Source organism: Sphingopyxis sp. C-1, assembly GCF_001047015.1.
In the GTDB taxonomy this organism is placed as follows: Bacteria; Pseudomonadota; Alphaproteobacteria; order Sphingomonadales; family Sphingomonadaceae; genus Sphingopyxis.
This window is the reverse complement of the sequence record NZ_BBRO01000001.1, coordinates 1,304,268-1,329,615: the sequence shown is the minus strand read 5'-3', so window position 1 is coordinate 1,329,615 and position 25,348 is coordinate 1,304,268. Positions and strand designations below refer to the sequence as shown.

Genomic DNA, 25,348 nt, shown 5'->3' with positions numbered 1-25,348 from the left:
CGAGCCCGAGCCTTTGTAATAGGTTTCAATTTGGGACGTCCGCGGGCGGAGGCCCCGCCGGAGCCTCGGCGGGCAGCTCAGGGCCCAGCGCCTGCCGCAACTGCGCCAGCCGCATTTCGAGGTCGGGGCGCCAGGGCGCATCGGCGGGGCTGCGCGCAAGGAGCTGGGTCCACACCGCATCGGCGCCTTTCAGGTCGCCGCCCTGCGCCAGCGCCAGTCCCGCAAAGAAGGGGGGCGCCGGATGCGATGGATCGCGTTTCGCCGCCTCGTCGAACGCCAGCGCCGCCGCCGGCGACATCATGCCCCCGCCGTGCGCTGCAAGCGCGTTGCCGAGCCCGACCCACAGGTCGACATTGTCGGGATATTTCTCCAGCCCTTTTTCGAGCGTCTTCGCGGCAAGTTCGGTCTTGCCGGTGCGCGCAAAACCGTCGGACATGCCGAGCCACTGCGCCGCAGGGCCGAAACGTTCGGACATCCCCTGCCGCTGGTCGGTCAGCGCCTCGCCGAAACCCTCGGGCTCCTCGGGTGCTGCAACGGGCTTGCCGGGCAGCGATGGATGGCCTTGCAATGCATAACCCGCGAGGCCCAGCATCACCGCCGCCCCGGCCAGCGGCCGCGCCGCGGCGGGCAGCTTGCCAAGCCAGAAGATGCCCACGATCGTCAGCAGAGCGACGAGCATGACCCAGAGCCAGATCATGCCGCCTCGTCCTCTTCATCGTTCGCACCGCGGCGGAAACGGCCAAAGGCCAGCCATCCGCCCAGCGCGAGGAAGAGCAGCGGCCCCAGCCAGAGCAGCGCCGTGGCGCCGTCGAACGGCGGATCATAGCTGACCCAATTGCCATAACGCGCGACGAGCCATGCCTTGATCTCGGCCGGGCTCTCGCCCGCCGCGATCTTGCTGCGCACTTCGTGGCGCATATCGCCCGCCAGCGGCGCGTCGCTGTCGGCGATCGACTGCCCTTGGCAGACCAGACAGCGCAGCTCCTCCATCAGCGCCTTGGCGCGTGCTTCCTCAGCGGGATCCTTGAGTTGCTGATAGGCATAGGGCGCGGGCGGCAGCCGGTCCTGCGCGGCAAGCGGCAGCGCAAGCGCGCCTAACAGGAACAAGAGGACGAACCGGAGGCTCATTTCATCGCCTCGAGCTTGGCGACGATTTCGGGCACCTGATCGGCAAGGATCACGCCCTGGATTTGCTCGCGAATAATACCCTTGCCGTCGATCAGGAAGGTTTCGGGGACGCCCGACGACCCGAGCGCGATCTGGACGCTGCTCTGCATGTCCGAACCGATGCGGTCGAAGGGGTTGCCAAATTCGCGCAGGAACATCGCGACATCCTCGGGCCGGTCGCGGATCGCGATGCCATCGATCGGTACGCCAGCGGCCTTCAATGCCTCAAGCTGCGGCGCCTCCGCGCGGCACGGGATGCACCAGCTCGCGAAAACATTCACCAACCGCGGCCGTCCGTCGGCGAGTTGGCTGCTCTTCAATCCTTCGACGCCAGCAGTGGCGGGGGGCAGGTCGAACAACGGCATCGGTTTGTCGATCCACTGCGACTGGATCAGCGTCTCGGCGGGCGTCACCAACCGATAGACGAAGGCGCCGAACAACAATCCCATGATCGCGAGCGGCACAAACAGGACCCAGCGGTTCTTCACGCGAAACGTTCCTCAGCCTTGCGGGCGCGGCGGGCGCGCCAGATGTTCAGCAATTGCGCACGCCCGAGCAGCGACAGCGCTGCGCCGATCGCGATCAGCGCACCGCCGAGCCAGATCCACCACACCAGCGGCTTCCACCACAGGCGGATCTGGTAACGGTCGGCGCTGCCGTCGTCGCTCGTCACCGGATGGCCGAGCACGGCATAGAGCTGGCCGCCTGGCCGCGTCAGCAACGCGGCTTCGTTCGTTTCGGTCGGCGCCGTGCCCATGAGCCCCGGGAATGTCCTCGCCTCGGGCTTCATCGTAAAGCTGCCGCCCGACGATGTCGTCGCGACCAGCGTGCCTTCGATCGCGGTATAATTCGGCCCTGCGATCGGCTTCACGCCGACGAACTTCACCTTGAAATCGCCGACCTTCACTACTTCGCCCGGCGCCGCGGCAACCAACCGCTCCTTGATAAAGGCGCTTTCGGCGCCCATCCCGGCAAGGCACACCGCGACACCGAAATGCGCGATCACCATGCCCCATGTCGGCAGCGGCGTACGGCGCAGGTTGCGGCCCCACAGCGGCGCCAGGCTCGCGACCGCTACAATCCCCGCGACGGTCATGCCGAGCAGCGGCAAAATACCGACCTTGCCGCCGAACAGGATCAGCGCAAAAAGCACCGCTGCCCCGGCCAGGATCGCGGCGGGAAGCCGCGACCACAGCCGGGTGCCGTCATCCTTGCGCCAGCTAAGCAGCGGCCCTGCCACCATCACGAGACAGAGGATCAGCGCAAGCGGCCCGGCGACCTTGTTATAATAGGGCGGCCCGACCGAGATCTTCTCGCCCATCGCCTCGGCGACGATTGGATAAAGCGTGCCAAGAAGGACCAGCGCGAGGATCGTCGTCAGCAGCAGATTGTTGATTACCAGCGAGCCTTCGCGGCTGAGCAGCGCGAATTTCTTGCCCTCCGCGACGCTTCCCGCGCGCAGAGCGAAAAGGGTCAGCGCCCCGCCGATATAGATCGCCATCAGCGCAAGCAGGAAAGTCCCGCGCTCGGGGTCGACCGCAAAGCTGTGAACGCTGGTCAACAGACCCGACCGGACGATGAACGTCCCCACCATCGACATCGAAAAGCCGACGACCGCGAGCATCACCGTCCAGGCGCGCAGCGCGTTACGCGTCGCGGTGACAGCAACCGAATGAAGCAGCGCCGCCCCGGCGAGCCAGGGTACGAGCGAGACATTCTCGACCGGATCCCAGAACCACCAGCCGCCCCAGCCGAGCTCATAATAGGCCCAATAGCTGCCCGCGGTGATACCGAGCGTCAGGAAAATCCAGCTTCCGAGCACCCACGGCCGCATCGCGCGGGCAAAAGCCGGACCGATTTCGCGCGTGATCAGCGCGCCGACGGCAAAGCTGAACGCGACCGACAGGCCGACATAGCCGACGTAAAGCGTCGGGGGATGGAAGGCGAGCCCGATGTCCTGAAGCAGCGGGTTCAGCCCTTGACCGTCAGGAGGCGCGATCGGAAGCCGCTTGAACGGGTTCGACGAGAACAGCAGAAAGGCAAAGAAACCGAGGCTCAACGCCGCTTGCGCCGCGAGCGTCGCGACCAGCGTATCCTCGCGCAGCCGCTTTTCGAATATCGCGATCAACCCGCCCGACAGCGACAGGATCATCAGCCATAGCAGCATCGATCCTTCGTGATTTCCCCACGTTCCCGCGACCTTGAAGATCATCGGTTTCAAACTGTTGCTGTTGCGCGCGACCAACTCGACCGACATGTCGGAGCGCACGAACAGCGCAATGAGCAGCCCGAATGCGACCGCGGTCAGAACGCCCTGCGCAACGCTCGCCGGCCGCACAAGCGCCGCCAGATCCTTTGAACCGCCGCGCAGGAACAAAGTCCCCGCGACGAGCGACAGACATGCGAGCGCGGCCGCGATCCACAGCAGGGCCAGACCGAGTTCAGCGATCATGTCGTTGCCGGCGCCTTCATATTCTTCGGCATATCGCCCATCTGCGGCGGCATATAGCGCTCGTCATGCTTGGCCAGGATACGGTCGGCGACGAAAATCCCGTCGGCGCGCATCCGGCCGTCGGCGACCATTCCGCTCTCTTCGCCGAACAGGTCGGGGACGATGCCCTTATATTCGACCGGCACGGACGCCTTACCGTCGGTCGCGACGAAACGGATCGTCAGGCCATCGGCTTGCCGCTCGATGCTGCCCTTGGCGACCATCCCGCCCAGCCGCATGGGCTCGCCGACCGAGGCCTTGCCACCCTGAATTTCGACCGGCGTACGGAAATAGGCCGCCTCGTCGCGAAGCGCGCTCGCTGCAAGCACCCCCGCACCGCCGACGCCGCACAGCGCGACCAGCGCCAGAATCAGCCGTTGATGCTTGGCCTTCATTTACGATCTCCGCGCGGCGCCCCGCCGCGCCTGCTATCGGCGCGCAGCGCATCGCTGCGCTTCTCGGCCTTTTTCATCGCACGCCAGCTCGTCCAGAGCACCGCGCCGGTCAGTATGACCGTAAGGCCATAGGCCGCGGCGACAAACGCCCATTGCCCGCCCCCGCTGATTACCCCCGTCACGCGTCAGGTCCCTTCGTCGTCGGCCAGTCGCCGCAGCCGCGCCGCGACGCGATTGTCGGCGATGATCCGCCGCATTCGCATCAGCACGATGGCGCCGAATAGCAGCGAAAAGCCGAGCACGGTCAAGCCCAGCGGCCACAGCAGGGCGCCGTCGATGCTCGATCCGCCAAGCGTGATGCTCGGCCCCTGATGCAGGCTGTTCCACCAGACGACGCTGCGGTTGATGATCGGGATGTTGATCGCGCCGACCAGCGCATAGATCGCCGCGCCGCGTGATAGCGAACCGCCCTGCCTTTGCCCGTCGTCACCGCTCGTCAGCGCGATAAAGCCCGCGTAGAGAAACAGCAGGACGAGCATCGAAGTCATCCGGCCGTCCCATTCCCACCAGGTTCCCCAGGTCGGGCGCCCCCAGATCGATCCGGTCGCGAGGCACAGCGCGGTAAACAGCATTCCCGGTACCGCGATCGCGCGCGCCGCGATGCCCGATATCGGATGGCGCCACACAAGTTGGATCAACCCCGCAATCGCCAGTGACGTCCAGCCACCCATGCCAAGCCAGGCCGACGGAACATGGACGTAGAGGATGCGTGCGGTTTCGCCCTGCTTATAGTCACCTGGAACCAGCGCGAGCCCAGCCCAGGCACCACCGAGCACGAGCAACAGCCCAACGCCCAACAGCCACGGCGTCAGCGGCTTGGCAATCGCAAGAAAGCGCGTGGGATTAGCATAGGCGTGCATCGGGTCGCGTCGTCCTTAGGCGAGCCGGGGAAAGTGGTCCAGCAATTTGCCCGGCGCGACCCCGGTCATGGTTGTGTCGCCCGTGCCCGGTGGCAGGTCAACCCCTCGGCGATCTCCTCTCCGCAAGTCCCATCCCGATCGACGAATGGCAAGTAACCACCAAAAGCGGCCCTCTCCATCATCGTCACCCCCGACTTGATCCGGGGTCTCGCTTGGGGTTTAGCCAAGTATAATGCATCAAAAAGGGGGATTCCGCGTCAAGCGCGGGATGACGGAAGTGGAACAGGGCAACGCCCGCTCCCCACACCAAACCAAACAGAACTCACGCCTCCGGGCGCGTCCATATCCAGCTTCCGGTCACCGCCGCTGCGATCACGGGCACCATCACCCACGGCCAAGGCGAAAATATCGCAGCCAGCACGATACTGAACGCAAAAGCCGCGGTTGCGGCAATCTTGCCTTTCCGGCTGATCGCGCCCTTCTCGCGCCACGCGGTTATATGGTGCCCGAAATGCGGGTGCATCAGCAGCCAGTTTTCGAGCCGCGGCGATGAGCGGGCAAAGCAAAATGCGGCAAGAATGACGAACGGTACGGTCGGCAACAGCGGCAGGAATGCGCCAATCGCGCCAAGCCCCAACGACGCCCAGCCCGCGACCAGATAAAAATGCCGTTTCATCAAGGGCAGGCTTAGCGGAATCCAAGCTCGGCGCCACCCCCTACCCTGTTTCCCGGCGAAGGCCGGGGTCCAGAGCGTTCGAAGCAAGAGTCTGTTGGACAAACGCTACGCCCCGGATTTCGCCGGGGAGTAGTAAAATCAACCGCGCCCGATCAGCTTCTGCGCCATCCGGTCGGCGACGACCGACGCCGGCGTACCGCTCGCCTTGCTCTCGGCCCAGATCTCCGCGAGGCGGCCGGGTATCTGGTGAATGCGGCTCTCGACCTCTTCGCGGCTGCCCTGCCCCAGATATTCCAGCGCGACGTTGATGATGCCGCCCGCGTTGATCACATAATCGGGGGCGTAGACGATGCCGCGATCGTGGACGCGCTTACCGTCAGCCGCCGTCGCAAGCTGGTTGTTCGCACCACCGGCGATGATCGGCACGCGCAGCTTTTCGATGCTCGCCTCGGTCAGGATTGCACCAAGCGCGTTGGGGCTCAGCACGTCGGCCTCGATCTCCATGATCGCAGCCGAATCGGCCAGCTCGGCGCCGAGCTCTTCCGCCAGCGCCTTCGCGCGCGCCAGATTGACGTCGGCGAGAGTCAGCTTCGCACCCTCGGCCGCCAGCCGCCGCGCGACGCCGCCGCCGACGCTGCCGACCCCCTGGATCGCGATCCGCACATCTTTCGCGCTGTCGGTATTAAGCCCTTCGCGAATCGCAGCCTTGATGCCCAGATAGACGCCGAGCGCGGTGAACGGGCCCGGATCGCCACCCGCATCGGCACCGCTCGCAACGGGAAGCCCGCTGACATGCTTCGTCTGCTTGGAAATTTCGACCATGTCGGAATCGGTGATCCCGACATCCTCGGCGGTTACATAGGCGCCGCCGAGCGAATCGACCGCGCGGCCGAACGCCGCGAGCAGTTCGGGCGTCTTCGTGCCATTCTCGTCGGCGAGGATCACGCCCTTGCCGCCGCCCATGGGCAGGCCCGCCATCGCATTTTTATAGCTCATGCCGCGCGAAAGGCGCAGCGCGTCGGTGATCGCCGCCGCGCGCTGCGGATAATGCCAATATCGCACGCCGCCGGCGCCGGGGCCGAGGTGGGTCGAGTGGACAGCGATGACCGCCGTCAGCCCGCTGGCACGATCGCGGAACATATGGACATGTTCATGATCGTCAAAATCAGCAAAATCCCAGACAGCGGACATGGCAGCTTCCCTCTTCACGAAATTGACGCACAAGAAAATTACGTGATGGCGCAATAATGCAACGGGCGCAGCGAGTCACCCCAAAAGCGTCTATTCGCGATAATAGAAGAAATGGGGCGACCAACGGGGCTCGAACCCGCGACCTCCGGTACCACAAACCGGCGCTCTAACCAACTGAGCTATGGTCGCCACATAAGCGACGAGCGGCGCGCAAAGCGCCCTCGACAGCGCGCGGCGAATAGGCGCGCATCCCCCCGCTCGTCAAGCATTGTTCGCACGCGCTTCCCTGCTAAATAGCGCGCCATGGCTGTGAACGAACATGTCGACATGGCGACCTCGGGCGCCGACCGCACTGCCGAGCGGCTCGCCGCCGTTCCCGGCATCCGCCGCGCGCCGACGCCAAAGCTGCAACAGTTCATGCTGTCCGGCTTTCTCGACGCCGACACCTGCGCCGCGCTGATCGCACAGATCGACCGCGACGTACGACCCTCGACGATCGCCGATCCGAACGGAGACGACGCGTTTCGTACCAGCACGACCTGCGACCTCGACCATCGCGACCCGATCGTCATCGCGGTCAACGACCGCCTCCACGACCTCACCGGCATCCCGCGCGAATATGGTGAACCGATGCAGGGCCAGCGCTACGACGTCGGGCAGGAGTTCAAGGCGCACACCGATTATTTTGATCCGCACGGCGCCGACTGGGAAACCTATTGCACGGTGCCCGGCCAGCGCAGTTGGACGTTGATGATCTACCTCAACGAACCCGGTGCGGGGGGCGCGACGCGCTTTCTTGCCACGGCCAAGATGCACCAGCCTGAAACGGGCAAATTGCTCGCGTGGAACAATGTGCGGCCCGACGGCACCGTCAATCCCGAAACGCTCCACCACGGGATGAAGGTTCGTAAGGGCCGTAAATATATCATCACCAAATGGTTTCGCGAGCGCCCCTGGCCTTGGGCCGAGGGGGAGCTGGCGTAACGCGGCAACAAAAAACCGTTCGCATCGAGCGAAGTCGAGATGCCCATCGGCATCTTACACCTTCACGGTGTCTCGACTTCGCTCGACACGAACGGGATAGGTCAGTTCTTACTTAACCAACCGGTACTGGAAATTCAGCGTCAGCGTGTTGGCGACCCGGCCGGGTTCGACGGGGGTTGCCTTCGCCGAACCGGCGTCCATCGCCATGCGCACCATCGGCATCTGCGGCTGCGGCCCGAAGCTGCCGCCTTCGCTGATCGACACCAACTCGACGCCGCGGAAACCGGCGAGACGCGCATAATCCTGCGCTTTTGCTTCGGCCGACTTGATCGCGGTGCCGCGTGCGCCGACCAACTGCGCATCGGGATCCTTCATGCCAAACCACGGACCGTCGACATTGGTGCCGCCGGCGGCGACCAGCGCGTCGAGCAACGGCCCGATATCTTCGATCTTCGACGTCGTCGCGCGCACGCTGTTCGACACCTGATAGCCCAGGAAACGCGGCGACTGACCGTCGCTGCGATTGTTATAATCATATTGCGGCGACAGGTTGATGCCGCTGGTCTGGATATCCTCGGCCTTGATCCCACGCGCTTTCGCCGCGGCAATCAGCTTGTCCATCGCGGCCGCATTCTGACGCATCGCCTCTACCGCGGTCGGTGCGGTGGTCGTCACGCCGGCGCCAACGGTCGCCTGATCGGGGCGCGAACGCACTTCCTCGCTGATGGCGAAGGTCAGGATCGGCCCCTGGGTCGTTGCTGCTGTCACCGTCGAACCTCCCTGCTGCGCAAGCGCGGGCGTTGCCGCCATCAGCGCCAGTCCGGTTGCCATAACGGCGAACATTTGCTTCGTCATTTCATTCTCCTGTGAACCGGGCTTTCGGTCATCTGTGATGTCCGCCCCGTAACGCAGACGGAGCAGACCCGTTCCGGCCTTTGTGCTGAGCGCGCTTGCATGATGCTGAACGTATCGGTAGCGCGCCGTTCATCATGGCAGCACCGATCTTATCTTATGAAGGCCTCGGCCTTGTGCAGGGCAGCGGCTGGCTGTTCCAGGACCTCGACATTTACGTCGGCGAACGCGACCGCCTTGCGCTGATCGGCCGCAACGGCGCGGGCAAGACGACGTTGCTCAAGCTGCTCGCCGGACAGATCGACGCCGACAAGGGCAAGCGCGTGATCGTGCCGGGCACGCATGTCGTCATGCTTGAACAGGAACCCGATTTTTCGGGCTTTTCGACGCTGATGGATTTCGCCGTGGCCGCGCCCAACGCGCCCGAGGAGCATGAGGTCGCCGCGATCGCCGACCAGCTTGGCATCGACATGTCGCGTACCGCAGCCAGCGCCTCGGGCGGCGAGCGCCGCCGTGCCGCGCTAGCTCGCGCCCTCGCACAAAATCCCGACGTGCTATTGCTCGACGAGCCGACCAACCATCTCGACCTCGCCGCGATCGACTGGCTCGAAAGCTGGCTTGCTCGCTACACCGGCGCTTTCGTCGCGATCAGCCATGACCGTACGTTCCTCACGCGCCTGACGCGTCAGACCCTCTGGCTCGACCGCGGCAGCATCCGCCGCAAGGAAATCGGCTTCGGCGGCTTTGAGGAATGGAGCGATGCCGTCGCGGCCGAAGAAGCACGCGCCGCCCAGCGCCTTGATTCGAAACTCCGGCTCGAGGCGCATTGGCTCGAACGCGGCGTCACCGCGCGCCGCAAGCGCAATCAGGGCCGCCTAGAAAAGCTCAAGGAAATGCGCGCCACCCGCGCCGCGATGATCGGCGGGCCCGGCGTCGCCAAGCTCGGCCTCGCCAATGACGACGTCCGTTCGAAATCGGTAATCGTCGCCGAGGGTGTCTCGAAAAGCTTCGGCGACCGCACGATCATCAAGAATTTCGATTTCCGCGTCCAGCGCGGCGACCGCATCGGCATCGTCGGCGCGAACGGCGCGGGCAAGTCGACTTTGCTCAAGCTTCTCACGGGCGAAATTCAGCCCGACGAGGGCAGCATCACCCTCGCCCCGACGCTCGACGGCATCATTATCGACCAGCAGCGCAGCCTGCTTTCGCCGGAAAAGACCGTCCGCGACATCCTCTCGGACGGCGGTGACTGGATCGAGGTGCGCGGCGTCAAAAAGCATATCCAGGGCTATTTGAAAGAATTCCTCTTCGATCCCGGCGTGATCGAGGCCAGCGTTGGCGCGCTGTCGGGCGGCGAACGTTCGCGCCTCCTTCTCGCGCGCGAATTCGCGCGCGAATCGAACCTGCTGGTACTCGACGAGCCCACGAACGACCTCGACCTCGAAACGCTCGACCTGTTGCAGGAAGTCATCGCCGATTATGCCGGCACCGTGCTGCTCGTCAGCCACGACCGCGACTTCCTCGACCGTACGGTCACCGTGACGCTCGGCCTCGATGGATCGGGCAAAGTCGACATCGTTGCGGGCGGCTATGCCGACTGGGAAGCGAAGCGGGTCAAGCCGAACGCCGCCAAAGCCAGGGCGGCCGCCGCGGCGCCGCCGCCGCCACCCACCGCGCGCAAGAAATTGAGCTACAAGGACCAGCGCGACTATGATCTCCTCCCTGCCCGGATCGAGGAAATCGAAAAGGAAATGGCGGCGATCGAGACCGAACTCTCCGACGGCAATCTTTTCGTGCGCGACAATGCGCGGTTCAATGCCCTGACGGGCAAGCTCGACAAGCTGCGCGATGAAAAAGCGGCGGCGGAGGACCGCTGGCTCGCGTTGGCCGAAGAGGTTGAAGGCCTCCAATAGCCGACCTCTAGAGAGCGATCCGCTGCCCCGTCGTGCAACGTCGATATAGGTCAGCTACTCTCCCTCTCGTCACCCCCGGACTTGACCCGGGGTCCCGCTTAATCTTGAAACCAATCGAGGCGCAAAAGCGGGATCCCGGGTCAAGCTCGGGATGACGGACGTGGGAGTCGGGACGCCCGCTCACCACCCAAAACCAACCTCTCCGCTTACGCCCTCATCCTCACCCCGTCCCGTAAAAGCGCGCCAGCCGGTCGAGCGCCAGTCCCAGCACCAGCTTGCCCGACCGCGCCGGCCACCCGAGCGCCTTTTCCGCATCCCCAATTCCCTCGCCCGCGCAGATCACGCGCCAGCAGATGTCGGCGAGACCCGGCCCTGCGGCATCGATCGCCGCGTGAAAACGCCGATGTGCATCGATCCGCGCAAGCGAGGCGTCCGAAGCGCGTGCGCCGCCGCGGTTCTTTCCCGGCGGCGCGGCATCCCAGCGCATCGTCACGTGGGCCGACAGCCCCGCGCGCTCATAGTCGCCCCGCAATCGCTCGCCCGCGCCGAGCTGCTCCGCCGTGAGCAACCCGCGCGATGCGAGCCAGGCGACCGGGCTTTCGGCGACATTGACCGTTACATGCCGCATCATCTGCCGCCCTCTCTTCACCGGATCGATGCGGTCGTCGGGGTGGACGCGGGTCTCGAGGCGCTGTGCGGTCATGCGATTCTCCTGTGCTGCACAGCGGGCTTGACACTGGAATATTTTGTAGGAAAGAAGAAACCGATTTGGTTATTTGAGGGTTTTGCGATGATCAACAGCATCCGCTCGGTCCGCCGCGCCAAGGGTCTGACGCTCGAAGAGGTCGGCCAGCGCTGCGTTCCGCCGACCACCGCCCAGACTATCGGCCGCCTCGAAACGGGCACCCGCACGCTGTCGCTCGGCTGGATGAACCGTATCGCCGCAGCGCTTGGCGTCGATGCTGCAGAGCTCGTCCAGTTGCCGCAGGATGCGCAGCTTACGATCACGGCGCTTCTCGGCGCAGAGGGCGCGCTGGCGCCCACCCGCGTCGAACAGGCGCTGACCGCGCGCCCGGGTGAGGATATGGTCGCAGTCCGCGTCACCTCGTCGATAGGCGACTATCGCGCGGGAGACGAAATCTGGTGTCGCCGGATCGAGGGGGACTGGGGCAGCATGCTCAACCGCGACCTTCTCGTCCCCCGCCCCGCCGGCCGCTTCTTCTTCGCGCGCCTGCTCAACGTCGACGGCGAAAAACTCCACCTGCTTCCGCTCGGCACCGGCCAGCGGCAGCAGGTCGTCAACAACCCACCTTGGGCCGCGGTCGCCGTCCGGTTGCTGCGCACACTCTAACTCAATTCCGTTCGCCCTGAGCTTGTCGAAGGGCCGTCCTTTTCTTTTCCCAAGAGGAAGAACAGTGCTTCGACAAGCTCAGCACGAACGGAAAGGAGGTTGCGCATGACGGCCCCCCTGCGCGTCCTGTCGATCGCCACGCTCTTTCCCGACGCGGCACGGCCGAACTTCGGCCTGTTCGTCGAGAAGAGCCTCCGCGCGCTCGCGGCGCAGCCGGGGATCGACCTCACCATCGTCGCCCCCGTCGGCCTGCCGCCCTTCCCGCTTTCGCTCCACAAGCGCTATCGCGCGCTGCGCAGCCTTCCGCGCTCCGAACAGTGGAACGGTCTCTCCGTCGTGCGTCCACGCTTCACCCTGATTCCGCGCTACGGCGCGCGCCGTAATCCGGCGAAGGTCGCCCGCGCGGTCCTTTCTGCCGTGCGAGGGCAACAGTTCGACGTTGCCGATGCCCAATTCTTCTACCCCGACGGTCCCGCCGCGATGCAGGTCGCCGAAGCGCTGGGCATTCCCTTTTCGGCGAAGGCCCGCGGCGCCGATATCAGCCACTTCGGCCATGATCCTGCCACCCGGTCGCAGGTGATCGAAGCGGGCACGAAGGCGGCCGGACTACTCGCGGTATCCGAAGCGATGCGCGACGACATGGCCGCGATCGGCATCGATACGGCAAGAACCACGGTCCACTACACCGGCATCGACACCGCGCGCTTTCACCCCGGCGACCGCGCCACCGCGCGCGCCGCGATCAGCATGGGCGACGCCCCCGCCATTCTTACCGTTGGCGCGCTGATCCCGCGTAAGGGCCAATCGCTCGTGATCGAGGCCCTACCCGCGCTGCCCGGCGTCCACTATTGGCTCGCCGGCGCCGGCGAAGAGGAAAGCCGTTACCGCGCGCTCGCGCAGAAGCTGGGCGTCGAAGGGCGCGTATATTTCATGGGCCCCGTAGCGAACGCCGACCTCCCCCGGCTCTATCGCGCCGCCGATGCCGTCGTCATGCCGTCGGCGAGCGAAGGCCTCGCAAATGCCTGGGTGGAAGCTCTCGCGTGTGGAACCCCCATCGTGATCAGCAACGCGGGCGGCGCCGCCGAACTGGTCACATCGCCCGTCGCGGGCCGCATTGTCGACCGCACCCCCGAAGCGATTGCCGAAGCGGTGCGCGCGATCCTCGCAAACCCGCCCCAGCCGTCCGAGGTCGCAGCCACCCTCGATGGCCGCTTCGACTGGGATCGCAACGGTTGCGAACTCGCTGCGCATCTCCGCCGCTGCGCGCGTCTCTAGATACGGCAACGCCGGCCCGCTCTTTGGAGCGGACCGGCGCCGTTTCATCTACAAAATCGCAAGAATTCAGACGACCGCGCCGTCGTCCTTGCGTTCGACGCGTTCGCCGCCTTCGATGCCAGCGGTCGTGCGCGGCACGAAGCTGTGCGGGCCGACCTTCAGCCACACCAGCACCGGCGTCGACATCAGCACCGAGGAATAGCCGCCGATGAACACCCCGAACAGCATCGCAGCGGTAAAGCCGAAAATCACGTCGGGGCCGAAAAGCAACAACATCCCAAGCGCCAACACCATCGCAACCGTCGTCATCACCGTGCGCGACAGCGTTTCGTTGATGCTGAGATTGAGAAGCGGAACAATCTCCATCTTGCGGTATTTTTTCAGATTCTCGCGAATACGGTCGTACACGACGATCGTGTCGTTGAGCGAATAGCCGACGATGGTCAGCAACGCCGCGACGCTGTTCAGGTCGAACTGCATCTGCGTCACGGCGAACAGGCCGAATGTCAGCGATACCTCATGGAACAGGCGGCCAAGCGCGCCGACGCCGAACTGCCATTCAAAGCGGATCCAGATATAAATGGAGATACCGAGAATCGCGAGACCAAGGCTGATCGCACCGGTGCGGATCAACTCCCCCGAAACCTTGCCCGACACGGTTTCGACCGAACCGGTCTTCGCGGTCGGGAAGGCCTTATGAATGCCCGAGACCAATTGCTGCCCCGCGCGTTCGGCCGCGTCCTTGTCGCCTTCCGGCAGCGCGGTACGGATCGACACGGCTTTGTCCGATCCGAACTGCTGGATCGTCGCTTCGCCAAGGCCAATATCGCCCACCTTTTCGCGGATTTCGTCGATCGGCGGCATGGCCTGCGTGAATTCCACGCGGACCGATTGGCCGCCGACGAAGTCGACGCCAAGGTTCAGACCCTTCACGGCGACCAGCGCGATCGACACGGCCACGAGGAAAAAGCTCATGAACGAGGCGAGCTTTCGCCAGCGCAGGAAATCGATGTTGGTGTCGTCAGGAACGAGTTTTAGCAAGCGCATCGTTTCGCTCCCTTAAATATTGATCGACGTCGGGCGCTTGGTCCGCAGCCAATGGGCTACGAACATGCGCGTGACGGTAACGGCAGTGAAAACGCTGGTTACGATACCGATGGTCAAGACCACCGCAAAGCCCTTGATCGGGCCCGACCCGAACCAGAACATCAACGCGGCGGCGATGACGTTGGTGACGTTCGCATCGAAAATCGCGCGGCTGGCTTCCGAATAGCCGAGTTCGATGGCCTGGAACACCTTTCGCCCGCGTTTCAGTTCCTCCCGTATGCGTTCGTTGATCAGCACGTTCGCATCGACCGCGGCGCCGATCGTCAGCACGAAGCCCGCAATACCGGGCAACGTCAGCGTCGCATTGAACGCCGCCATGACCGCGATGATCAGGAACACGTTAAAGACCAGCGCGACGCAGGCATAGACGCCGAAACGCCCATAGACGACGAGCATCAGTACCAGCACCGACACCGTGGCAATGATTCCGGCGATCGCGCCCTTGCGGATCGAGTCGGCGCCGAGTTCGGGCGTCACCGTCCGCTCCTCAACGACGGTCATCTTCACCGGCAGCGCACCCGAACGCAGCGAAATCGCCAGCGCATTGGCGCTCGCAACGCTGAAGCTGCCCGAAATCTGCGCGCTGCCGCCAAGGATCGGCTCGTTGATCGACGGCGCCGACAGCACCTTGCCGTCAAGCACCATCGCGAACCGCTTGCCGACGCTCTGCGCGGTAACCTTGGCAAAGGTGTTCGAACCGCCCGAATCGAACCGGATCGAAACGACCGGCTGGTTGTTCTGCGGATCATAGCTCTGCTTGGCGTCGATCAGCTGCTCGCCGCTGATCATCACCTGACGGCGCAGCACTTCGAACGCCGCGCCGTTGCCCTCGCCCACGGCATAGGGAACGATTTCGCTGCCCACGGGCACGCGGCCCGCGGCCGCCTCGGCGGGGTCCGCATTGGCGTCGACCATGCGGAATTCAAGCCGCGCGGTCTTGCCGATCAATTCCTTCAGCGCCGCCGGATCCTGCAGACCGGGGACCTGCACCACGACGCGGTCGGTGCCTTCGCGGATGATCGTCGGTTCGCGCGTACCGAGCGCGTTGACGCGCTTGTCGATGATGTCGCGCGCGGTATCCATCGCGTTCGCGACCGCCTGCGCCTGTCCGGCGCCGGTCGGAGTCATCTCGATCCGCGTTGAATTGACGACCGTGACCGTCCAATCGCGCTGACCCGTCAGCTGCGCACCGCGCGTCTCGTTGAACAAGCGTTCGCGCGCTTCGTCGAGCTTCGAAAGGTCGCGGACAAGGAAGCTGATCTTGCCGCCCGCGGTCGACAGTTCGCCGATCGCGATGTCATCGTCCGGGCCGGTTTCGCCACGCATCGCTGCGCGCACGGTCTTTTCCATGTTCGCGAGCTGCGTCTTGCGGAGGTCGTTGATGTCGGCCTCGAGCAGCAAATGGCTGCCGCCGGCAAGGTCGAGGCCCAGGTTGACCTTCGCCTGCAGGAAGGACGGCAGGCTATTGACCGTCTTTTCGGGAAGAAAACTGGGGATGGAAAAGAGGATACCAAGCAGCAGGATGATGCTGATGCCGATGGTCTTCCAGCGCGGGAAATCGAGCATGGTCTATTGATCCGATAGCTGGAGCGGGCCCGCGAAGGACGCGGGCGCCGCCGCGTCAGTCGTTGGCGGGCTTGCCACCGGGCTGCAGAACGTCGGCCAGGGTCGACTTCACGACCTTGATCTTCACGCCCTGTGCGATTTCGACATCGACGAAATCATCGTCGACGCGCGTGATCTTGCCGACGATGCCGCCGCCCGTCACGACCTGATCGCGCGGCTTTACCGCTGCAACCTTGGCGCGATGTTCCTTGGCGCGAACCTGCTGCGGGCGGATCAGGAAGAACCAGAAAACCGCGAAGATCAGCAGATAGGGAACCAGCATCAGGAAACCGGCAGCCCCGCCGCCCGATCCGGCCGCCTGGGTCAGAAGCAATTGCGTCGACATGAGTGAAAAACTTTCCGTTCGTAAGCAGCGCCCATTCCCCTCCGGAACCGGCACGCAAATATGGCGCGGCGCCTATCACGCAGGGGCCTTGCGCGCAACCGGTCGTGCGCGCCCCTCCCCCTTGGCAAGCGCGGCCGAAATGGGAATGATGCCCGCCATATCAAGCCCGCCAGGCCGATCGTCGCAATAACCGCCCATCGCCGCTTGCATCGCCCGCCAACCCGCGCTAGGGGCCTCGCCTGCCCTTACGGGGGCCGGTCGGGACGTAGCGCAGCCTGGTAGCGCATCACACTGGGGGTGTGGGGGTCGGAGGTTCGAATCCTCTCGTCCCGACCAATTTAACTGACAATTTGACAGCGTCCTGCCAGGATAGCACGCCTATCGGGGCGGGCGCGATGCATCGGCGTCGCCCCTATCCACGTGCGATATCGCGCCGACCGGAAAGCGAAGGATATGCAGGCAGGCCTTTTGATCGTCGCCGCCGCATTTCTGACTTCCATTCTTTCGGGCATTTTCGGCATGGCGGGCGGGCTCGTCTTCATGGGCGTGCTCGCGTGGATACTGCCCGTCACGACGGCCCTCGCCCTTCACGGCGTCATCCAATTCGCATCGAACGCCTGGCGCGTCGTGCTGCACCGCGCGCATGTTGCATGGCCGGTGCTGATCTGGTTTGGCATCGGGGCGGCGGCCTCGATCGGCTTTTTCTCGCTGGTGATCTTCACGCCGACCAAATTTTACGTTTTCCTCGGGCTCGGCCTGATGCCGATCCTCGTCTGGCTGCCCGAACGCTGGCTGGCGCTCGACGCGACCAATCGCTGGCACGCACTCGGCGGCGGCTTCGTCTCGACCGGGCTCGCGCTCGTCTCGGGCGTGTCGGGCCCGGTTACCGACCTTCTGTTCATCCATACCAGGCTGGGCCGGCATCAGGTCGTCGCGACAAAGGCGGTCATGCAGGCGATCGGGCACGCATCGAAAATCCTTGTCTATGGCGCGCTGTTGCTCAGCGCTTCGGCGCGCGAAATCATGCCGCTGTCCGTAACCGCCGTCGCCGTTCTTGCGTCGATGGCGGGAATCATGGTCGGCGGCGCCATCCTCGACCGCATCAGCGACGCGCATTTTCGTGCCAGCCGCCGCTGGATCGTCACGATCATCGGCGCCACCTTTTTGTATCACGCGATCCAGATCGCGCTTGCCTGAAACCCCATGCACGCCCGAGATACGGATATGACATCGAATCGCGAAGCCACCACCATCCGCATCGTCGACATGCACACTGCCGGCGAACCCGTCCGCATCGTCGAGGCCGGCTATCCCCCGCTCGCCGGCAACACGATTCTTGAAAAGCGCCGCGATGCGCTGGAACGGTTCGACCATCTGCGGACGATGCTGATGCTCGAACCGCGCGGGCATGACGGGATGTACGGCGTGATTCCGACCGATCCCTCAGCGCCGGGCGCCGACCTTGCTGTGCTGTTCACGCATCAGGAGGGATACAGCACGATGTGCGGCCATGCGACGATCGCGATCGGCCGCTGGGCGGTCGACACGGGACGCGTCGCGCTCATCGACGGCAAGGCCAGCTTCGGGCTCGAAGCCCCGTGCGGCGTCATCCAGGTCGAGGTCGAGACGGACGAAGACGGCGCCGCCCGCGTCGCGTTCGAAAGCGTCCAGTCTTTCGCGAATGCCCTCGATCGAACCGTCGAAGTCCCCGGTCTCGGCGCCGTGCGCGTCGACATCGCATTCGGCGGCGCTTTCTACGCGATCCTGCCCGCAAGCCGCATCGGCCTGTCGCTGCTGGAAACGCCGCTGACCGAGTTGGTGCGGGCGGCGACCGCGATCACCGAAACGATCCGCGCCGGTGCCCCGATCGTCCATCCGACCGAGTCGGACCTGGGCTTCCTCTACGGCACGATCCTGACCGACGACGTCGCACTCGGCGCGCGTGGCGGCCGGCCGAGCTATAATCTCTGCATCTTCGCCGACGGACAGATCGACCGTTCGCCGACCGGCAGCGGGGTGACCGCACGGATCGCGCTTGCGGCGGCAAAGGGAGAGATGACGGTCGGCGATAGCTGCGAAATCCGCGGTGTATCGGGCGAAGGCTTCACGGGAACGCTCGCCGTCACGACCGGAAGCGGGCTCGACGCCGTTTCGCGTGTCCGGGTCAGCGGCCAAGCATGGTATTCGGGGCGCAGCGAGATGATCGCCGAACCCGGCGATCGTTTCAGCGCCGGCTTCACGCTCCCGCGCCGCCTGTCCGACCTCGACACGCCGGTGTGACGCCGCCCGCCGGCCGCACTGCTATGCGGCGCGGCACCACGCTGGCGAAGACGGCCGATCGCGACTAGGAGCGCCGGCATGGAATTCGCGCCCGAAATCTTCGCCTTCCTGATCGGCGTCGCCTTTCTCGCCGGAACGATTGACGCGATGGCGGGCGGCGGCGGCCTGCTCAGCATCCCCGCGTTGATGGCAGCAGGAGTTCCGCCGGTTTCCGCGCTTGCAACGAACAAGCTGCAAAGCACCCTCGGCACGGCATCGGCCTTCCTGACCTTCTGGCGCGAGGGGCATGTCGACCTCCGCCGTTTTGCCTGGCCCGCGGCGGGCGCCTTCGCCGGATCGGTGCTCGGCGCGACCGTAGTCCAATATGTCCGCGCCGACTTCCTCGCCGCGCTCGTCCCGCTGCTCCTGATCGCAATGGGCCTTTATTTCCTGCTCGCGCCGCCGATGAGCAGCATCGATCGCCACGCACGCGTTGGCCCACTCGGGCTGACGCTCATCGTGACGGCGCTCGGCTTCTATGACGGCTTCTTCGGCCCCGGCACCGGATCGTTCCTGACGCTGACGCTCGTCGCGCTCGGCGGCCTCGGCCTGGTGCGCGCGATCGGAAATACGAAGTTCCTCAACCTCGCGACGAACATTGCGGGCCTGCTCGCGATGATCGTCGGCGGCCATGTCCTCTGGCTGCTCGGTCTGTCGATGGCCGCCGCCAATGTCGCGGGCAACCAGCTCGGCGCGCGGCTCGCGATCCGTTTCGGCGGACGCGGGGTGCGGCCCTTGCTCGTCGTCATTTCCTTTGCGCTCACCGCAAAGCTGCTCGCCGACCCCGCGAATCCGCTCTGGACGCTTTTTTAGGGCTGTCCTTCCTCTGCGGGCGGCGGCGGTTCCGCCCGCGCCTTTTGCTTCGCGGCGAGTTCCGCCTTGTCGACCACGCCGTCGCCATTGGCATCGAGGAACTTGATAAAGGCATCGACCCTTTCCGGCGACGCCTTGGCCGGATCGCCCTGCTGCTGGGCGCGCATTTCAGCCATCTTGGTGATTTCGGCCTTGTCGAGCTTGCCGTCGCCGTTGGCGTCGATCATCGCGAACATGCGGCCGCCATCCTGCGGCGGCTGGGCGGCGCACACGGCCGGAACCGCGAGCCCGAAGCTTGCGGCAATCATCGTCAATTTCTTCATTCCATGTCCTTCGGTCATATCGGCAATTGTGCCGGGACGCCCCGAAGCGGACATGGCAGTTCGCGTGTCGCAAAACTATGGCAGCGGCTTCGGCTCGTCACGGTTTCAGCACGACCTTGCCCACTACCTCCCGTCGTTCGAGCATCGCAAAGCCCTCGCGCCAGTCGGCAAGGTCGAGCGACGCGTGGACATGCGGCCGGATTTTCCCTGCCGCCGCCAGCGCATCGATCGCCGCCACATTTTCCGCGCCGCGATCGGGAAAGCGGCGGCCATATTCCCCCGCGCGCACGCCGACGACCGAAAAACCCTTGATCAGCGGCATGTTCACCGACACCTCCGGAATCCGGCCCGAGGTAAAGCCGATAACGAGCAGACGTCCGCCAAATGCGATGCAGCGCGTCGATTCGTCGAATATGTCTCCGCCGACCGGATCGAAAATCACATCGGCCCCCTTGCCTCCGGTCAACGCCTTCACCTCGTCGCGAAACCCCGGCTCGGCCGATATCACAGCGTCGGGCGCGTAAAGCCGCGCGATCGCATCGCGCTTTTCTGCGCTGCTCGCCGCCGCGATCACGCGCGCGCCCAGCGCTTTCGCCAGATCGACCGTCGCCAGCCCGACCCCGCCCGCTGCGCCATGCACCAGCACCCACTCGCCCGGTTCGACCCGCGCGCAGCGGACGAGCGCGACATAGGCGGTCAGATAGGCGACCGGATAAGCCGCCGCCTCGTCCCAGCTTAACGCATCGGGCTTACGGCGCAGCGCACCCGGCGGAACGACGGCATATTCGGCCATCGCGCCGAAGCGGTTGCCGCCGACGACAGCATCGCCGGCTGCCCATTCGGAAACACCCTCGCCCACCGCGTCCACTTCACCCGAAAACTCCAGCCCCGACACGAAAGGCAGATCGGGCTTCAACTGATAGCCGCCACCCGTCATCAACAGATCGGGGAAATTGATCGCCGCCGAGCGCACCCGCACCCGCACTTCGCCGGGTCCGGGCTCCGGCATCGGCAGATCCGTCAGCGAAGCGCCGGCATGGGCGGGAAGTAGTTCGCGAACCTCGATTGCCCGCATCGGCAAAAACCCTTTCCTACATTATTCCAATATGGTTCGTTTCATCGGTTCAACCAACCAGAAGGAACGAATCATGCCACGACCAGACCCATCGACATGCGCCGTTGACGCATTGATCGATGCCGTCATCGACCGCGAGGGTCGATATGTAAACCACCCCGCCGATCGCGGCGGCCCGACCTGCTGGGGAATTACCGAAGCTGTCGCGCGGGCGCAGGGCTATGCCGGCGCGATGCGTGACTTGCCGCGCGGCGAGGCCGCAAGCATCTATCGCCGCCTCTACTGGCTCCGCCCCGGATTCGACAAGGTCGCGCTGCGGGCAGCAAAAATCGCTGCCGAACTGTTCGATACAGGCGTCAACATGGGCACCGGAACGGCCGCCGCCTTCCTCCAACGCTCGCTCAATGCCCTGAACCGCGCTGCGCGCGACTACCCCGACATCCCGGTCGACCGCGAAATCGGCCCGCGCACGCTGTCGGCGCTCGACGGCTTTCTCAAAGCGCGCGGCAAAAGCGGAGAGACCGTCCTTCTGCGTGCAATGGAGGCGTTGCAGGGCGAACGCTACATCGCGCTCGCCGAACGCCGTCCGAGTCAGGAGGCCTTTATTTATGGCTGGCTCGCCAATCGCATCGGCCCGGGCTGACCCGGCGGACGTCACTGCAAGGCTGAACTTCACTGAACTTTGACGACAAAGGAGTATCGGAATGAGCATCATCGAAGGCCTGATCGGCCCCATTGCCAAGCTGATCGACAAGATCATCCCCGACCCCGAAGCACGCGACCGCGCCAAGCTGGAACTGCTGAAGATGGAGGGCAGTCAGGAAATGGAAGCGATCCGCACGCGGATGACCGCGATCGTCGCCGAAGCGAACAGCGCCGATCCCTGGACCAGCCGTGCACGACCAAGCTTCCTCTATGTCATGTATGCGCTGCTGCTCTGGGCGATCCCCATGGGCCTGATCGCCGCCGCGCGGCCCGAAATGGCCAAAGGCATCGCCGACGGCATGAACGCCTATCTCACGGGAATCCCGGAATCGCTCTACGCGCTCTTTGGGACCGGCTACCTAGGCTACACTGCCGCAAGGGCGTGGGGCAAAGCGAAGGGGGTGGAGGGCTAGGGCGCGATAACATCGAATGCACTCGTCATTGCGAGCGGCGAAGCCGCGCGGCAATCCAGAGCGTGCGCAAACCGCTCTGGATTGGTTGACCTTCGGTCGCCTGCGGCCCGCTCCGCTCGCAATGACGAAGTGGGGCAGTTGAAAGTCATCAGGCTCGAAATCGCTTTGAAAGGCTCACGCGGAGACGCGGAGGAAAGAAAATAGGGTGGCAAAGCCGCCAATCGAATTTCTCAGCGTCTCCGCGCGAACAAAAAACTCCGCATTCTCTGCGCGATTCCTATTCGATCACTCTCGCCAAATTCGCCAGCGATGAATTCAACCCCGCCTCATGATCCTTTGCCGAAATCCCCGGCGGCACATGATGCGCATCGATCGTGACCAGCGTGCCGCCGCTCTGCCGCGACAAATACCAATGCATGTCCATCGTTCCCGAAAAGCGCGGATCGTCGGACTCGAATTCGACCTGCCACACCACCAGCCGCCCGTCGTCGAGTGTCGGAATATAGACTTCCACGACGTCGCTATCGTCGTCGCTCTTCGTCTCGACGTCGGCGTCGTCAAAGGTCAGCCGCATCAAAAAGCCGCCGCCTGCGCGCAGGTCGACATGCTCGAACGTTCCCGTCGCCCCCTCGGGCGGCAACCATTGCGCAAGCTTCGTCGCGCTCGTGAAGGCCGAAAAGACATCGACCAGCGGCGCAGCGATCAGCCGCTCGGCATGATCGGTGCGCCGCGTCTTCTTGGTCGGTTTCAAACGAGCGCCGCTTTGACCGCGGCCACCGCGTCGTTCGCCGCGCCGCCGTCGGGGCCGCCACCCTGCGCCATGTCGGGACGGCCGCCGCCGCCCTGCCCGCCAAGCGCCGCGACCGCCGCCTTGACGAGATCGACCGCGCTATGTTTCGGCGCGACGTCATCGGTCACCCCGACCGCGACCGAAGCGCGACCGTCGTTCACCGCGACGAGCATCGCAACGCCGCTGCCGACCTGCTTCTTAAGGCCGTCGACGGTGCCGCGCAGTTCCTTGGGATCAAGTCCGTCGACCACCTGCGCGAGGAAGGAGGTGTCGCCCACCTGCTCGACCGCCGGTCCGGCGGCCGAACCGCCACCGCCGCTCCCGGAACCGCCAAGCGCCAGCGCCTTCTTGGCGTCGGCGAGTTCGCGCTCGGCTTTTTTCAGCTGCTCGGCAAGCGCGGCGACGCGCGCCGGCACGTCGTCGGGCGACGTCTTGAGCGCCGCCGCCGCCGCTTTCAGCGCATCGTCGCGGCCATTGAGCCAAATACGCGCCGCCTCGCCGGTCAAAGCCTCGATGCGCCGCACACCCGAAGAAACCGCACTTTCGCCGACGATCTTGAACAGTGCGATGTCGCCCAGCGCGCGGACGTGCGTGCCGCCACAAAGTTCGACCGAATAATGATGGTCGTCGGCCGCCCCCATGCTGAGGACGCGGACCTCGTCGCCATATTTCTCGCCGAACAGCGCCAGCGCGCCCGCCGCCACGGCATCGTCGGGCGTCATCAGCCGCGTCGAAACCGTCTCATTGCCGCGAATCTGCGCATTCACATCGGCCTCGATCTGCGCAATTTCTTCCGCAGTCAGTGCCTTGGGATGCGAGAAGTCGAACCGGAAGCGGTCCTCGGCGACCAGGCTGCCCTTCTGCGTCACATGCCCGCCAAGTCGATTGCGGAGCGCCGCGTGCAGCAGGTGCGTCGCGCTGTGGTTGGCGCGGATGCGGTCGCGGCGTTCGGCGTCGACGACGAGTTGCACCGTATCGCCGACCTTCAGCGTCCCCGCCTCCAGCTTCGCCTGATGCGTGTGCAGACGGCCGAGCGGCTTGCCCGTGTCGCTGACGAACGCCTTCGCACCTTCCAGCGTCGCGATCGTCCCTGCGTCGCCCATCTGGCCGCCGCTTTCGCCATAAAAGGGCGTCTGATTGGTCAGCACGGTGACTTCGTCGCCCGCCTTCGCTTCGTCGACCGGCTTGCCGTCCTTGACGAGGCCGATGATGGTCGCCTCGCCCGCGGTCGAGCTATAGCCGGTGAATTCGGTGCTGCCGTTGGTTTCGGCCAGGTCGAACCAGATTTCGTCCGATGCCTTCTCGCCGCTGCCCTTCCACGCCGCGCGCGCTGCCGCCTTCTGCTGTGCCATCGCCGCATCGAACCCGGCGCGGTCGACACTGATGTCATTCGCGCGCAGAGCGTCTTCGGTCAGGTCATAGGGGAAGCCAAAGGTATCGTAGAGCTTGAACGCAACCTCACCCGACAGCGTATCGCCTTTGCCCATGCCGACCGTCGCCTCGTCGAGCAGACGAAGGCCCTTGTCGAGCGTCTGGCGGAATTTGGTTTCCTCGCGCTCCAGCGTTTCGGCGATGAGCGGCTGCGCGCGGATCAGTTCGGGATAGGCGGCGCCCATCTCGGCGGTCAGCGACGGCAGCAGCCGGTGCATCAGCGGATCCTTGGCGCCCAGCAGATGCGCGTGACGCATCGCACGGCGCATGATCCGGCGCAGCACATAGCCGCGGCCTTCGTTCGACGGCAGCACGCCGTCGGCAACAAGGAAGCTCGATGCACGAAGATGGTCGGCGATCACGCGGTGGCTGGCCTGCGTCGCGCCTTCGGCGGGAACCCCGGTCAGGTCGACCGATGCGGCGATCAGCGCCTTGAACGTGTCGGTATCATAATTGTCGTGGACGCCCTGCAGCACGGCCGCAACGCGCTCCAGCCCCATACCCGTGTCGATGCTCGGCCGTGGCAGGTCGACGCGCTCGCCGCCCGGCATCTGCTCATATTGCATGAACACCAGGTTCCAGATCTCGACGAAGCGGTCGCCGTCCTCCTCGGGCGATCCCGGCGGGCCGCCCCAGATATGGTCGCCATGGTCATAGAAGATTTCGCTACACGGCCCGCACGGCCCAGTGTCGCCCATCGACCAGAAATTGTCGCTCGTCGCGATGCGGATGATGCGCTCGTCGGGCAGACCAGCGATCTTTTTCCACAGGTCGAACGCTTCGTCGTCGGTGTGATAGACGGTCGCGGTCAGCTTTTCGGGCGCCAGGCCCCACGTCTTGGTAATCAGCGTCCACGCATGCTCGATCGCCTGTTCCTTGAAATAGTCGCCAAAGGAAAAATTCCCCAGCATTTCGAAGAAAGTGTGGTGGCGCGCCGTATAGCCGACATTGTCGAGGTCATTGTGCTTGCCGCCCGCGCGGACGCACTTCTGCGAAGAGGCGGCGCGGCTGTACGGCCGCTTCTCCAGCCCCGTGAAGACATTCTTGAACGGCACCATGCCCGCATTGACGAACATCAGCGTCGGGTCGTTGTACGGCACCAGCGGCGCCGACGGCTCGATATGATGCTGTGCCTCCCCGAAATAGTCGAGGAAAGAGCGGCGAATGTCGTTGGTCGATGTCATGCGCGCGATCTAGTGCGGAACG

At 64.8% G+C, this 25,348-nt stretch carries 27 protein-coding genes and 2 tRNA genes; 10 read left to right on the top strand and 19 right to left on the bottom strand.

Features of this window, described 5'->3' with window-relative positions; genetic code table 11:
* Window positions 1-25: 25 nt before the first annotated feature.
* The 10 genes from SC1_RS06060 to SC1_RS06015 all read right to left on the bottom strand — a co-directional run bounded on the left by SC1_RS06060 (window position 26) and on the right by SC1_RS06015 (window position 7,029).
* Window positions 26-697 carry a cytochrome c biogenesis factor gene (locus SC1_RS06060; RefSeq protein WP_062178907.1) on the bottom strand — a complete coding sequence of 224 codons (672 nt, stop codon included), beginning with the start codon at window positions 695-697 and terminating at the stop codon, window positions 26-28.
* Window positions 694-1,128: a cytochrome c-type biogenesis protein gene (locus tag SC1_RS06055; protein ID WP_062178904.1), complete on the bottom strand. Its 435-nt coding sequence runs from the start codon at window positions 1,126-1,128 to the stop codon at window positions 694-696. The genes SC1_RS06060 and SC1_RS06055 overlap by 4 nt, the downstream gene beginning before the upstream one ends.
* Window positions 1,125-1,655 carry a DsbE family thiol:disulfide interchange protein gene (locus SC1_RS06050; RefSeq protein ID WP_083435703.1) on the bottom strand — a complete coding sequence of 177 codons (531 nt, stop codon included), beginning with the start codon at window positions 1,653-1,655 and terminating at the stop codon, window positions 1,125-1,127. The genes SC1_RS06055 and SC1_RS06050 overlap by 4 nt, the downstream gene beginning before the upstream one ends.
* On the bottom strand, window positions 1,652-3,619 hold the full coding sequence (locus SC1_RS06045) for a heme lyase CcmF/NrfE family subunit (protein WP_062178901.1): 1,968 nt from the start codon (window positions 3,617-3,619) through the stop codon (window positions 1,652-1,654). Before SC1_RS06045 ends, SC1_RS06050 begins: the two co-directional genes overlap by 4 nt.
* Window positions 3,616-4,053: a cytochrome c maturation protein CcmE gene (ccmE, locus tag SC1_RS06040; RefSeq protein ID WP_062178898.1), complete on the bottom strand. Its 438-nt coding sequence runs from the start codon at window positions 4,051-4,053 to the stop codon at window positions 3,616-3,618. Before ccmE ends, SC1_RS06045 begins: the two co-directional genes overlap by 4 nt.
* A complete protein-coding gene (locus tag SC1_RS06035) occupies window positions 4,050-4,235 on the bottom strand; it encodes a hypothetical protein (protein WP_062178895.1) in 186 nt (61 codons plus the stop codon). The genes ccmE and SC1_RS06035 overlap by 4 nt, the downstream gene beginning before the upstream one ends.
* Window positions 4,236-4,238: 3 nt before the next feature.
* Entirely contained in the window at window positions 4,239-4,973 is a 735-nt protein-coding gene (ccmC, locus tag SC1_RS06030) for a heme ABC transporter permease CcmC (RefSeq protein ID WP_062178892.1), read from the bottom strand.
* Between the two features lie 322 nt (window positions 4,974-5,295).
* A complete protein-coding gene (locus SC1_RS06025) occupies window positions 5,296-5,649 on the bottom strand; it encodes a YbaN family protein (protein ID WP_062178889.1) in 354 nt (117 codons plus the stop codon).
* Window positions 5,650-5,787: 138 nt separating this feature from the next.
* Window positions 5,788-6,840, bottom strand: a complete 1,053-nt coding sequence (locus SC1_RS06020) for a Glu/Leu/Phe/Val dehydrogenase (protein WP_062178886.1) — start codon at window positions 6,838-6,840, stop codon at window positions 5,788-5,790.
* Window positions 6,841-6,952: 112 nt separating this feature from the next.
* Window positions 6,953-7,029 (bottom strand) — tRNA-His (locus SC1_RS06015).
* A gap of 114 nt (window positions 7,030-7,143) precedes the next feature.
* Here SC1_RS06015 and SC1_RS06010 point away from each other — a divergent pair.
* Window positions 7,144-7,824, top strand: a complete 681-nt coding sequence (locus SC1_RS06010) for a 2OG-Fe(II) oxygenase (protein ID WP_238586592.1) — start codon at window positions 7,144-7,146, stop codon at window positions 7,822-7,824.
* A 108-nt stretch (window positions 7,825-7,932) separates the two neighbouring features.
* On the opposite strand, the gene SC1_RS06005 is transcribed toward SC1_RS06010, so the two are convergent.
* Entirely contained in the window at window positions 7,933-8,679 is a 747-nt protein-coding gene (locus tag SC1_RS06005) for an SIMPL domain-containing protein (protein WP_062178884.1), read from the bottom strand.
* Between the two features lie 134 nt (window positions 8,680-8,813).
* Here SC1_RS06005 and SC1_RS06000 point away from each other — a divergent pair, with 134 nt between their 5' ends.
* Window positions 8,814-10,589 carry an ABC-F family ATP-binding cassette domain-containing protein gene (locus tag SC1_RS06000; RefSeq protein WP_062183675.1) on the top strand — a complete coding sequence of 592 codons (1,776 nt, stop codon included), beginning with the start codon at window positions 8,814-8,816 and terminating at the stop codon, window positions 10,587-10,589.
* Window positions 10,590-10,809: 220 nt separating this feature from the next.
* On the opposite strand, the gene SC1_RS05995 is transcribed toward SC1_RS06000, so the two are convergent.
* The gene (locus tag SC1_RS05995) at window positions 10,810-11,292 is read right to left on the bottom strand and encodes a DUF6456 domain-containing protein (RefSeq protein ID WP_152682308.1); all 483 of its coding nucleotides are present in this window, start codon (window positions 11,290-11,292) and stop codon (window positions 10,810-10,812) included.
* 87 nt (window positions 11,293-11,379) lie between these two features.
* Here SC1_RS05995 and SC1_RS05990 point away from each other — a divergent pair, with 87 nt between their 5' ends.
* Together SC1_RS05990 and SC1_RS05985 are read left to right on the top strand one after the other, a co-directional pair.
* Window positions 11,380-11,940: a helix-turn-helix domain-containing protein gene (locus SC1_RS05990; RefSeq protein ID WP_062183669.1), complete on the top strand. Its 561-nt coding sequence runs from the start codon at window positions 11,380-11,382 to the stop codon at window positions 11,938-11,940.
* 105 nt (window positions 11,941-12,045) lie between these two features.
* Window positions 12,046-13,215, top strand: a complete 1,170-nt coding sequence (locus SC1_RS05985) for a glycosyltransferase (protein ID WP_062178881.1) — start codon at window positions 12,046-12,048, stop codon at window positions 13,213-13,215.
* Window positions 13,216-13,281: 66 nt separating this feature from the next.
* Here SC1_RS05985 and secF read toward each other — a convergent pair whose 3' ends face one another.
* Genes secF through yajC form a run of 3 tightly spaced genes read right to left on the bottom strand, consistent with a single transcriptional unit; the run spans window position 13,282 to window position 16,273 of the window.
* Window positions 13,282-14,262 carry a protein translocase subunit SecF gene (secF, locus tag SC1_RS05980; protein ID WP_062178878.1) on the bottom strand — a complete coding sequence of 327 codons (981 nt, stop codon included), beginning with the start codon at window positions 14,260-14,262 and terminating at the stop codon, window positions 13,282-13,284.
* Window positions 14,263-14,274: 12 nt separating this feature from the next.
* On the bottom strand, window positions 14,275-15,888 hold the full coding sequence (secD, locus tag SC1_RS05975; protein WP_062178876.1) for a protein translocase subunit SecD: 1,614 nt from the start codon (window positions 15,886-15,888) through the stop codon (window positions 14,275-14,277).
* Window positions 15,889-15,943: 55 nt separating this feature from the next.
* Window positions 15,944-16,273, bottom strand: coding sequence for a preprotein translocase subunit YajC (gene yajC / locus SC1_RS05970; protein WP_052182143.1), 330 nt, complete (start codon window positions 16,271-16,273; stop codon window positions 15,944-15,946).
* 259 nt (window positions 16,274-16,532) lie between these two features.
* On the opposite strand from yajC, the gene SC1_RS05965 reads away from it, so the two are divergent.
* The 4 genes from SC1_RS05965 (at window position 16,533) to SC1_RS05950 (ending at window position 19,405) form a co-directional block, all read left to right on the top strand.
* Window positions 16,533-16,609, top strand: a tRNA-Pro gene (locus SC1_RS05965).
* Window positions 16,610-16,726: 117 nt separating this feature from the next.
* Complete coding sequence (locus tag SC1_RS05960) at window positions 16,727-17,470, top strand: sulfite exporter TauE/SafE family protein (protein ID WP_152682307.1); 744 nt, start codon at window positions 16,727-16,729, stop codon at window positions 17,468-17,470.
* Between the two features lie 27 nt (window positions 17,471-17,497).
* Window positions 17,498-18,553, top strand: a complete 1,056-nt coding sequence (locus SC1_RS05955; RefSeq protein WP_062178870.1) for a proline racemase family protein — start codon at window positions 17,498-17,500, stop codon at window positions 18,551-18,553.
* Between the two features lie 78 nt (window positions 18,554-18,631).
* On the top strand, window positions 18,632-19,405 hold the full coding sequence (locus SC1_RS05950) for a TSUP family transporter (protein WP_062178867.1): 774 nt from the start codon (window positions 18,632-18,634) through the stop codon (window positions 19,403-19,405).
* On the opposite strand, the gene SC1_RS05945 is transcribed toward SC1_RS05950, so the two are convergent.
* Both SC1_RS05945 and SC1_RS05940 read right to left on the bottom strand, forming a co-directional pair.
* A complete protein-coding gene (locus SC1_RS05945) occupies window positions 19,402-19,728 on the bottom strand; it encodes an EF-hand domain-containing protein (RefSeq protein ID WP_062178864.1) in 327 nt (108 codons plus the stop codon). The two genes, SC1_RS05950 and SC1_RS05945, sit on opposite strands and share 4 nt — an antisense overlap.
* A 97-nt stretch (window positions 19,729-19,825) precedes the next feature.
* Complete coding sequence (locus SC1_RS05940) at window positions 19,826-20,803, bottom strand: NADPH:quinone oxidoreductase family protein (RefSeq protein WP_062178861.1); 978 nt, start codon at window positions 20,801-20,803, stop codon at window positions 19,826-19,828.
* Between the two features lie 73 nt (window positions 20,804-20,876).
* Between SC1_RS05940 and SC1_RS05935 the strand changes: the two genes are divergently transcribed.
* Both SC1_RS05935 and SC1_RS05930 read left to right on the top strand, forming a co-directional pair.
* Window positions 20,877-21,446 (top strand): glycoside hydrolase family 108 protein, encoded by a 570-nt coding sequence (locus tag SC1_RS05935; protein ID WP_062183664.1) that lies wholly within the window; start codon window positions 20,877-20,879, stop codon window positions 21,444-21,446.
* A 61-nt stretch (window positions 21,447-21,507) separates the two neighbouring features.
* Complete coding sequence (locus tag SC1_RS05930) at window positions 21,508-21,921, top strand: holin family protein (protein WP_062178858.1); 414 nt, start codon at window positions 21,508-21,510, stop codon at window positions 21,919-21,921.
* Between the two features lie 277 nt (window positions 21,922-22,198).
* Here SC1_RS05930 and SC1_RS05925 read toward each other — a convergent pair whose 3' ends face one another.
* Both SC1_RS05925 and alaS read right to left on the bottom strand, forming a co-directional pair.
* A complete protein-coding gene (locus SC1_RS05925) occupies window positions 22,199-22,672 on the bottom strand; it encodes an SRPBCC family protein (RefSeq protein WP_062178855.1) in 474 nt (157 codons plus the stop codon).
* Entirely contained in the window at window positions 22,669-25,326 is a 2,658-nt protein-coding gene (alaS, locus tag SC1_RS05920) for an alanine--tRNA ligase (RefSeq protein ID WP_062178852.1), read from the bottom strand. Before alaS ends, SC1_RS05925 begins: the two co-directional genes overlap by 4 nt.
* Window positions 25,327-25,348: the final 22 nt, after the last annotated feature.

Bases quoted from the DNA above. Each gene is read 5' to 3' on its own strand.
- SC1_RS05955 (WP_062178870.1), top strand. From the start codon at position 17,498: ATGACATCGAATCGCGAAGCCACCACCATCCGCATCGTCGACATGCAC.
- SC1_RS05945 (WP_062178864.1), bottom strand. From the start codon at position 19,728: ATGAAGAAATTGACGATGATTGCCGCAAGCTTCGGGCTCGCGGTTCCG.
- SC1_RS05990 (WP_062183669.1), top strand. From the start codon at position 11,380: ATGATCAACAGCATCCGCTCGGTCCGCCGCGCCAAGGGTCTGACGCTC.
- SC1_RS05985 (WP_062178881.1), top strand. From the start codon at position 12,046: ATGACGGCCCCCCTGCGCGTCCTGTCGATCGCCACGCTCTTTCCCGAC.
- SC1_RS05935 (WP_062183664.1), top strand. From the start codon at position 20,877: ATGCCACGACCAGACCCATCGACATGCGCCGTTGACGCATTGATCGAT.
- SC1_RS06060 (WP_062178907.1), bottom strand. From the start codon at position 697: ATGATCTGGCTCTGGGTCATGCTCGTCGCTCTGCTGACGATCGTGGGC.
- yajC (WP_052182143.1), bottom strand. From the start codon at position 16,273: ATGTCGACGCAATTGCTTCTGACCCAGGCGGCCGGATCGGGCGGCGGG.
- secF (WP_062178878.1), bottom strand. From the start codon at position 14,262: ATGCGCTTGCTAAAACTCGTTCCTGACGACACCAACATCGATTTCCTG.
- SC1_RS06005 (WP_062178884.1), bottom strand. From the start codon at position 8,679: ATGACGAAGCAAATGTTCGCCGTTATGGCAACCGGACTGGCGCTGATG.
- SC1_RS06010 (WP_238586592.1), top strand. From the start codon at position 7,144: ATGGCTGTGAACGAACATGTCGACATGGCGACCTCGGGCGCCGACCGC.
- secD (WP_062178876.1), bottom strand. From the start codon at position 15,888: ATGCTCGATTTCCCGCGCTGGAAGACCATCGGCATCAGCATCATCCTG.
- SC1_RS05995 (WP_152682308.1), bottom strand. From the start codon at position 11,292: ATGACCGCACAGCGCCTCGAGACCCGCGTCCACCCCGACGACCGCATC.
- ccmE (WP_062178898.1), bottom strand. From the start codon at position 4,053: ATGAAGGCCAAGCATCAACGGCTGATTCTGGCGCTGGTCGCGCTGTGC.
- SC1_RS05940 (WP_062178861.1), bottom strand. From the start codon at position 20,803: ATGCGGGCAATCGAGGTTCGCGAACTACTTCCCGCCCATGCCGGCGCT.
- alaS (WP_062178852.1), bottom strand. From the start codon at position 25,326: ATGACATCGACCAACGACATTCGCCGCTCTTTCCTCGACTATTTCGGG.
- SC1_RS06020 (WP_062178886.1), bottom strand. From the start codon at position 6,840: ATGTCCGCTGTCTGGGATTTTGCTGATTTTGACGATCATGAACATGTC.
- SC1_RS06045 (WP_062178901.1), bottom strand. From the start codon at position 3,619: ATGATCGCTGAACTCGGTCTGGCCCTGCTGTGGATCGCGGCCGCGCTC.
- SC1_RS05950 (WP_062178867.1), top strand. From the start codon at position 18,632: ATGGAATTCGCGCCCGAAATCTTCGCCTTCCTGATCGGCGTCGCCTTT.
- SC1_RS06055 (WP_062178904.1), bottom strand. From the start codon at position 1,128: ATGAGCCTCCGGTTCGTCCTCTTGTTCCTGTTAGGCGCGCTTGCGCTG.
- SC1_RS05960 (WP_152682307.1), top strand. From the start codon at position 16,727: ATGCAGGCAGGCCTTTTGATCGTCGCCGCCGCATTTCTGACTTCCATT.
- ccmC (WP_062178892.1), bottom strand. From the start codon at position 4,973: ATGCACGCCTATGCTAATCCCACGCGCTTTCTTGCGATTGCCAAGCCG.
- SC1_RS06000 (WP_062183675.1), top strand. From the start codon at position 8,814: ATGGCAGCACCGATCTTATCTTATGAAGGCCTCGGCCTTGTGCAGGGC.
- SC1_RS06025 (WP_062178889.1), bottom strand. From the start codon at position 5,649: ATGAAACGGCATTTTTATCTGGTCGCGGGCTGGGCGTCGTTGGGGCTT.
- SC1_RS05930 (WP_062178858.1), top strand. From the start codon at position 21,508: ATGAGCATCATCGAAGGCCTGATCGGCCCCATTGCCAAGCTGATCGAC.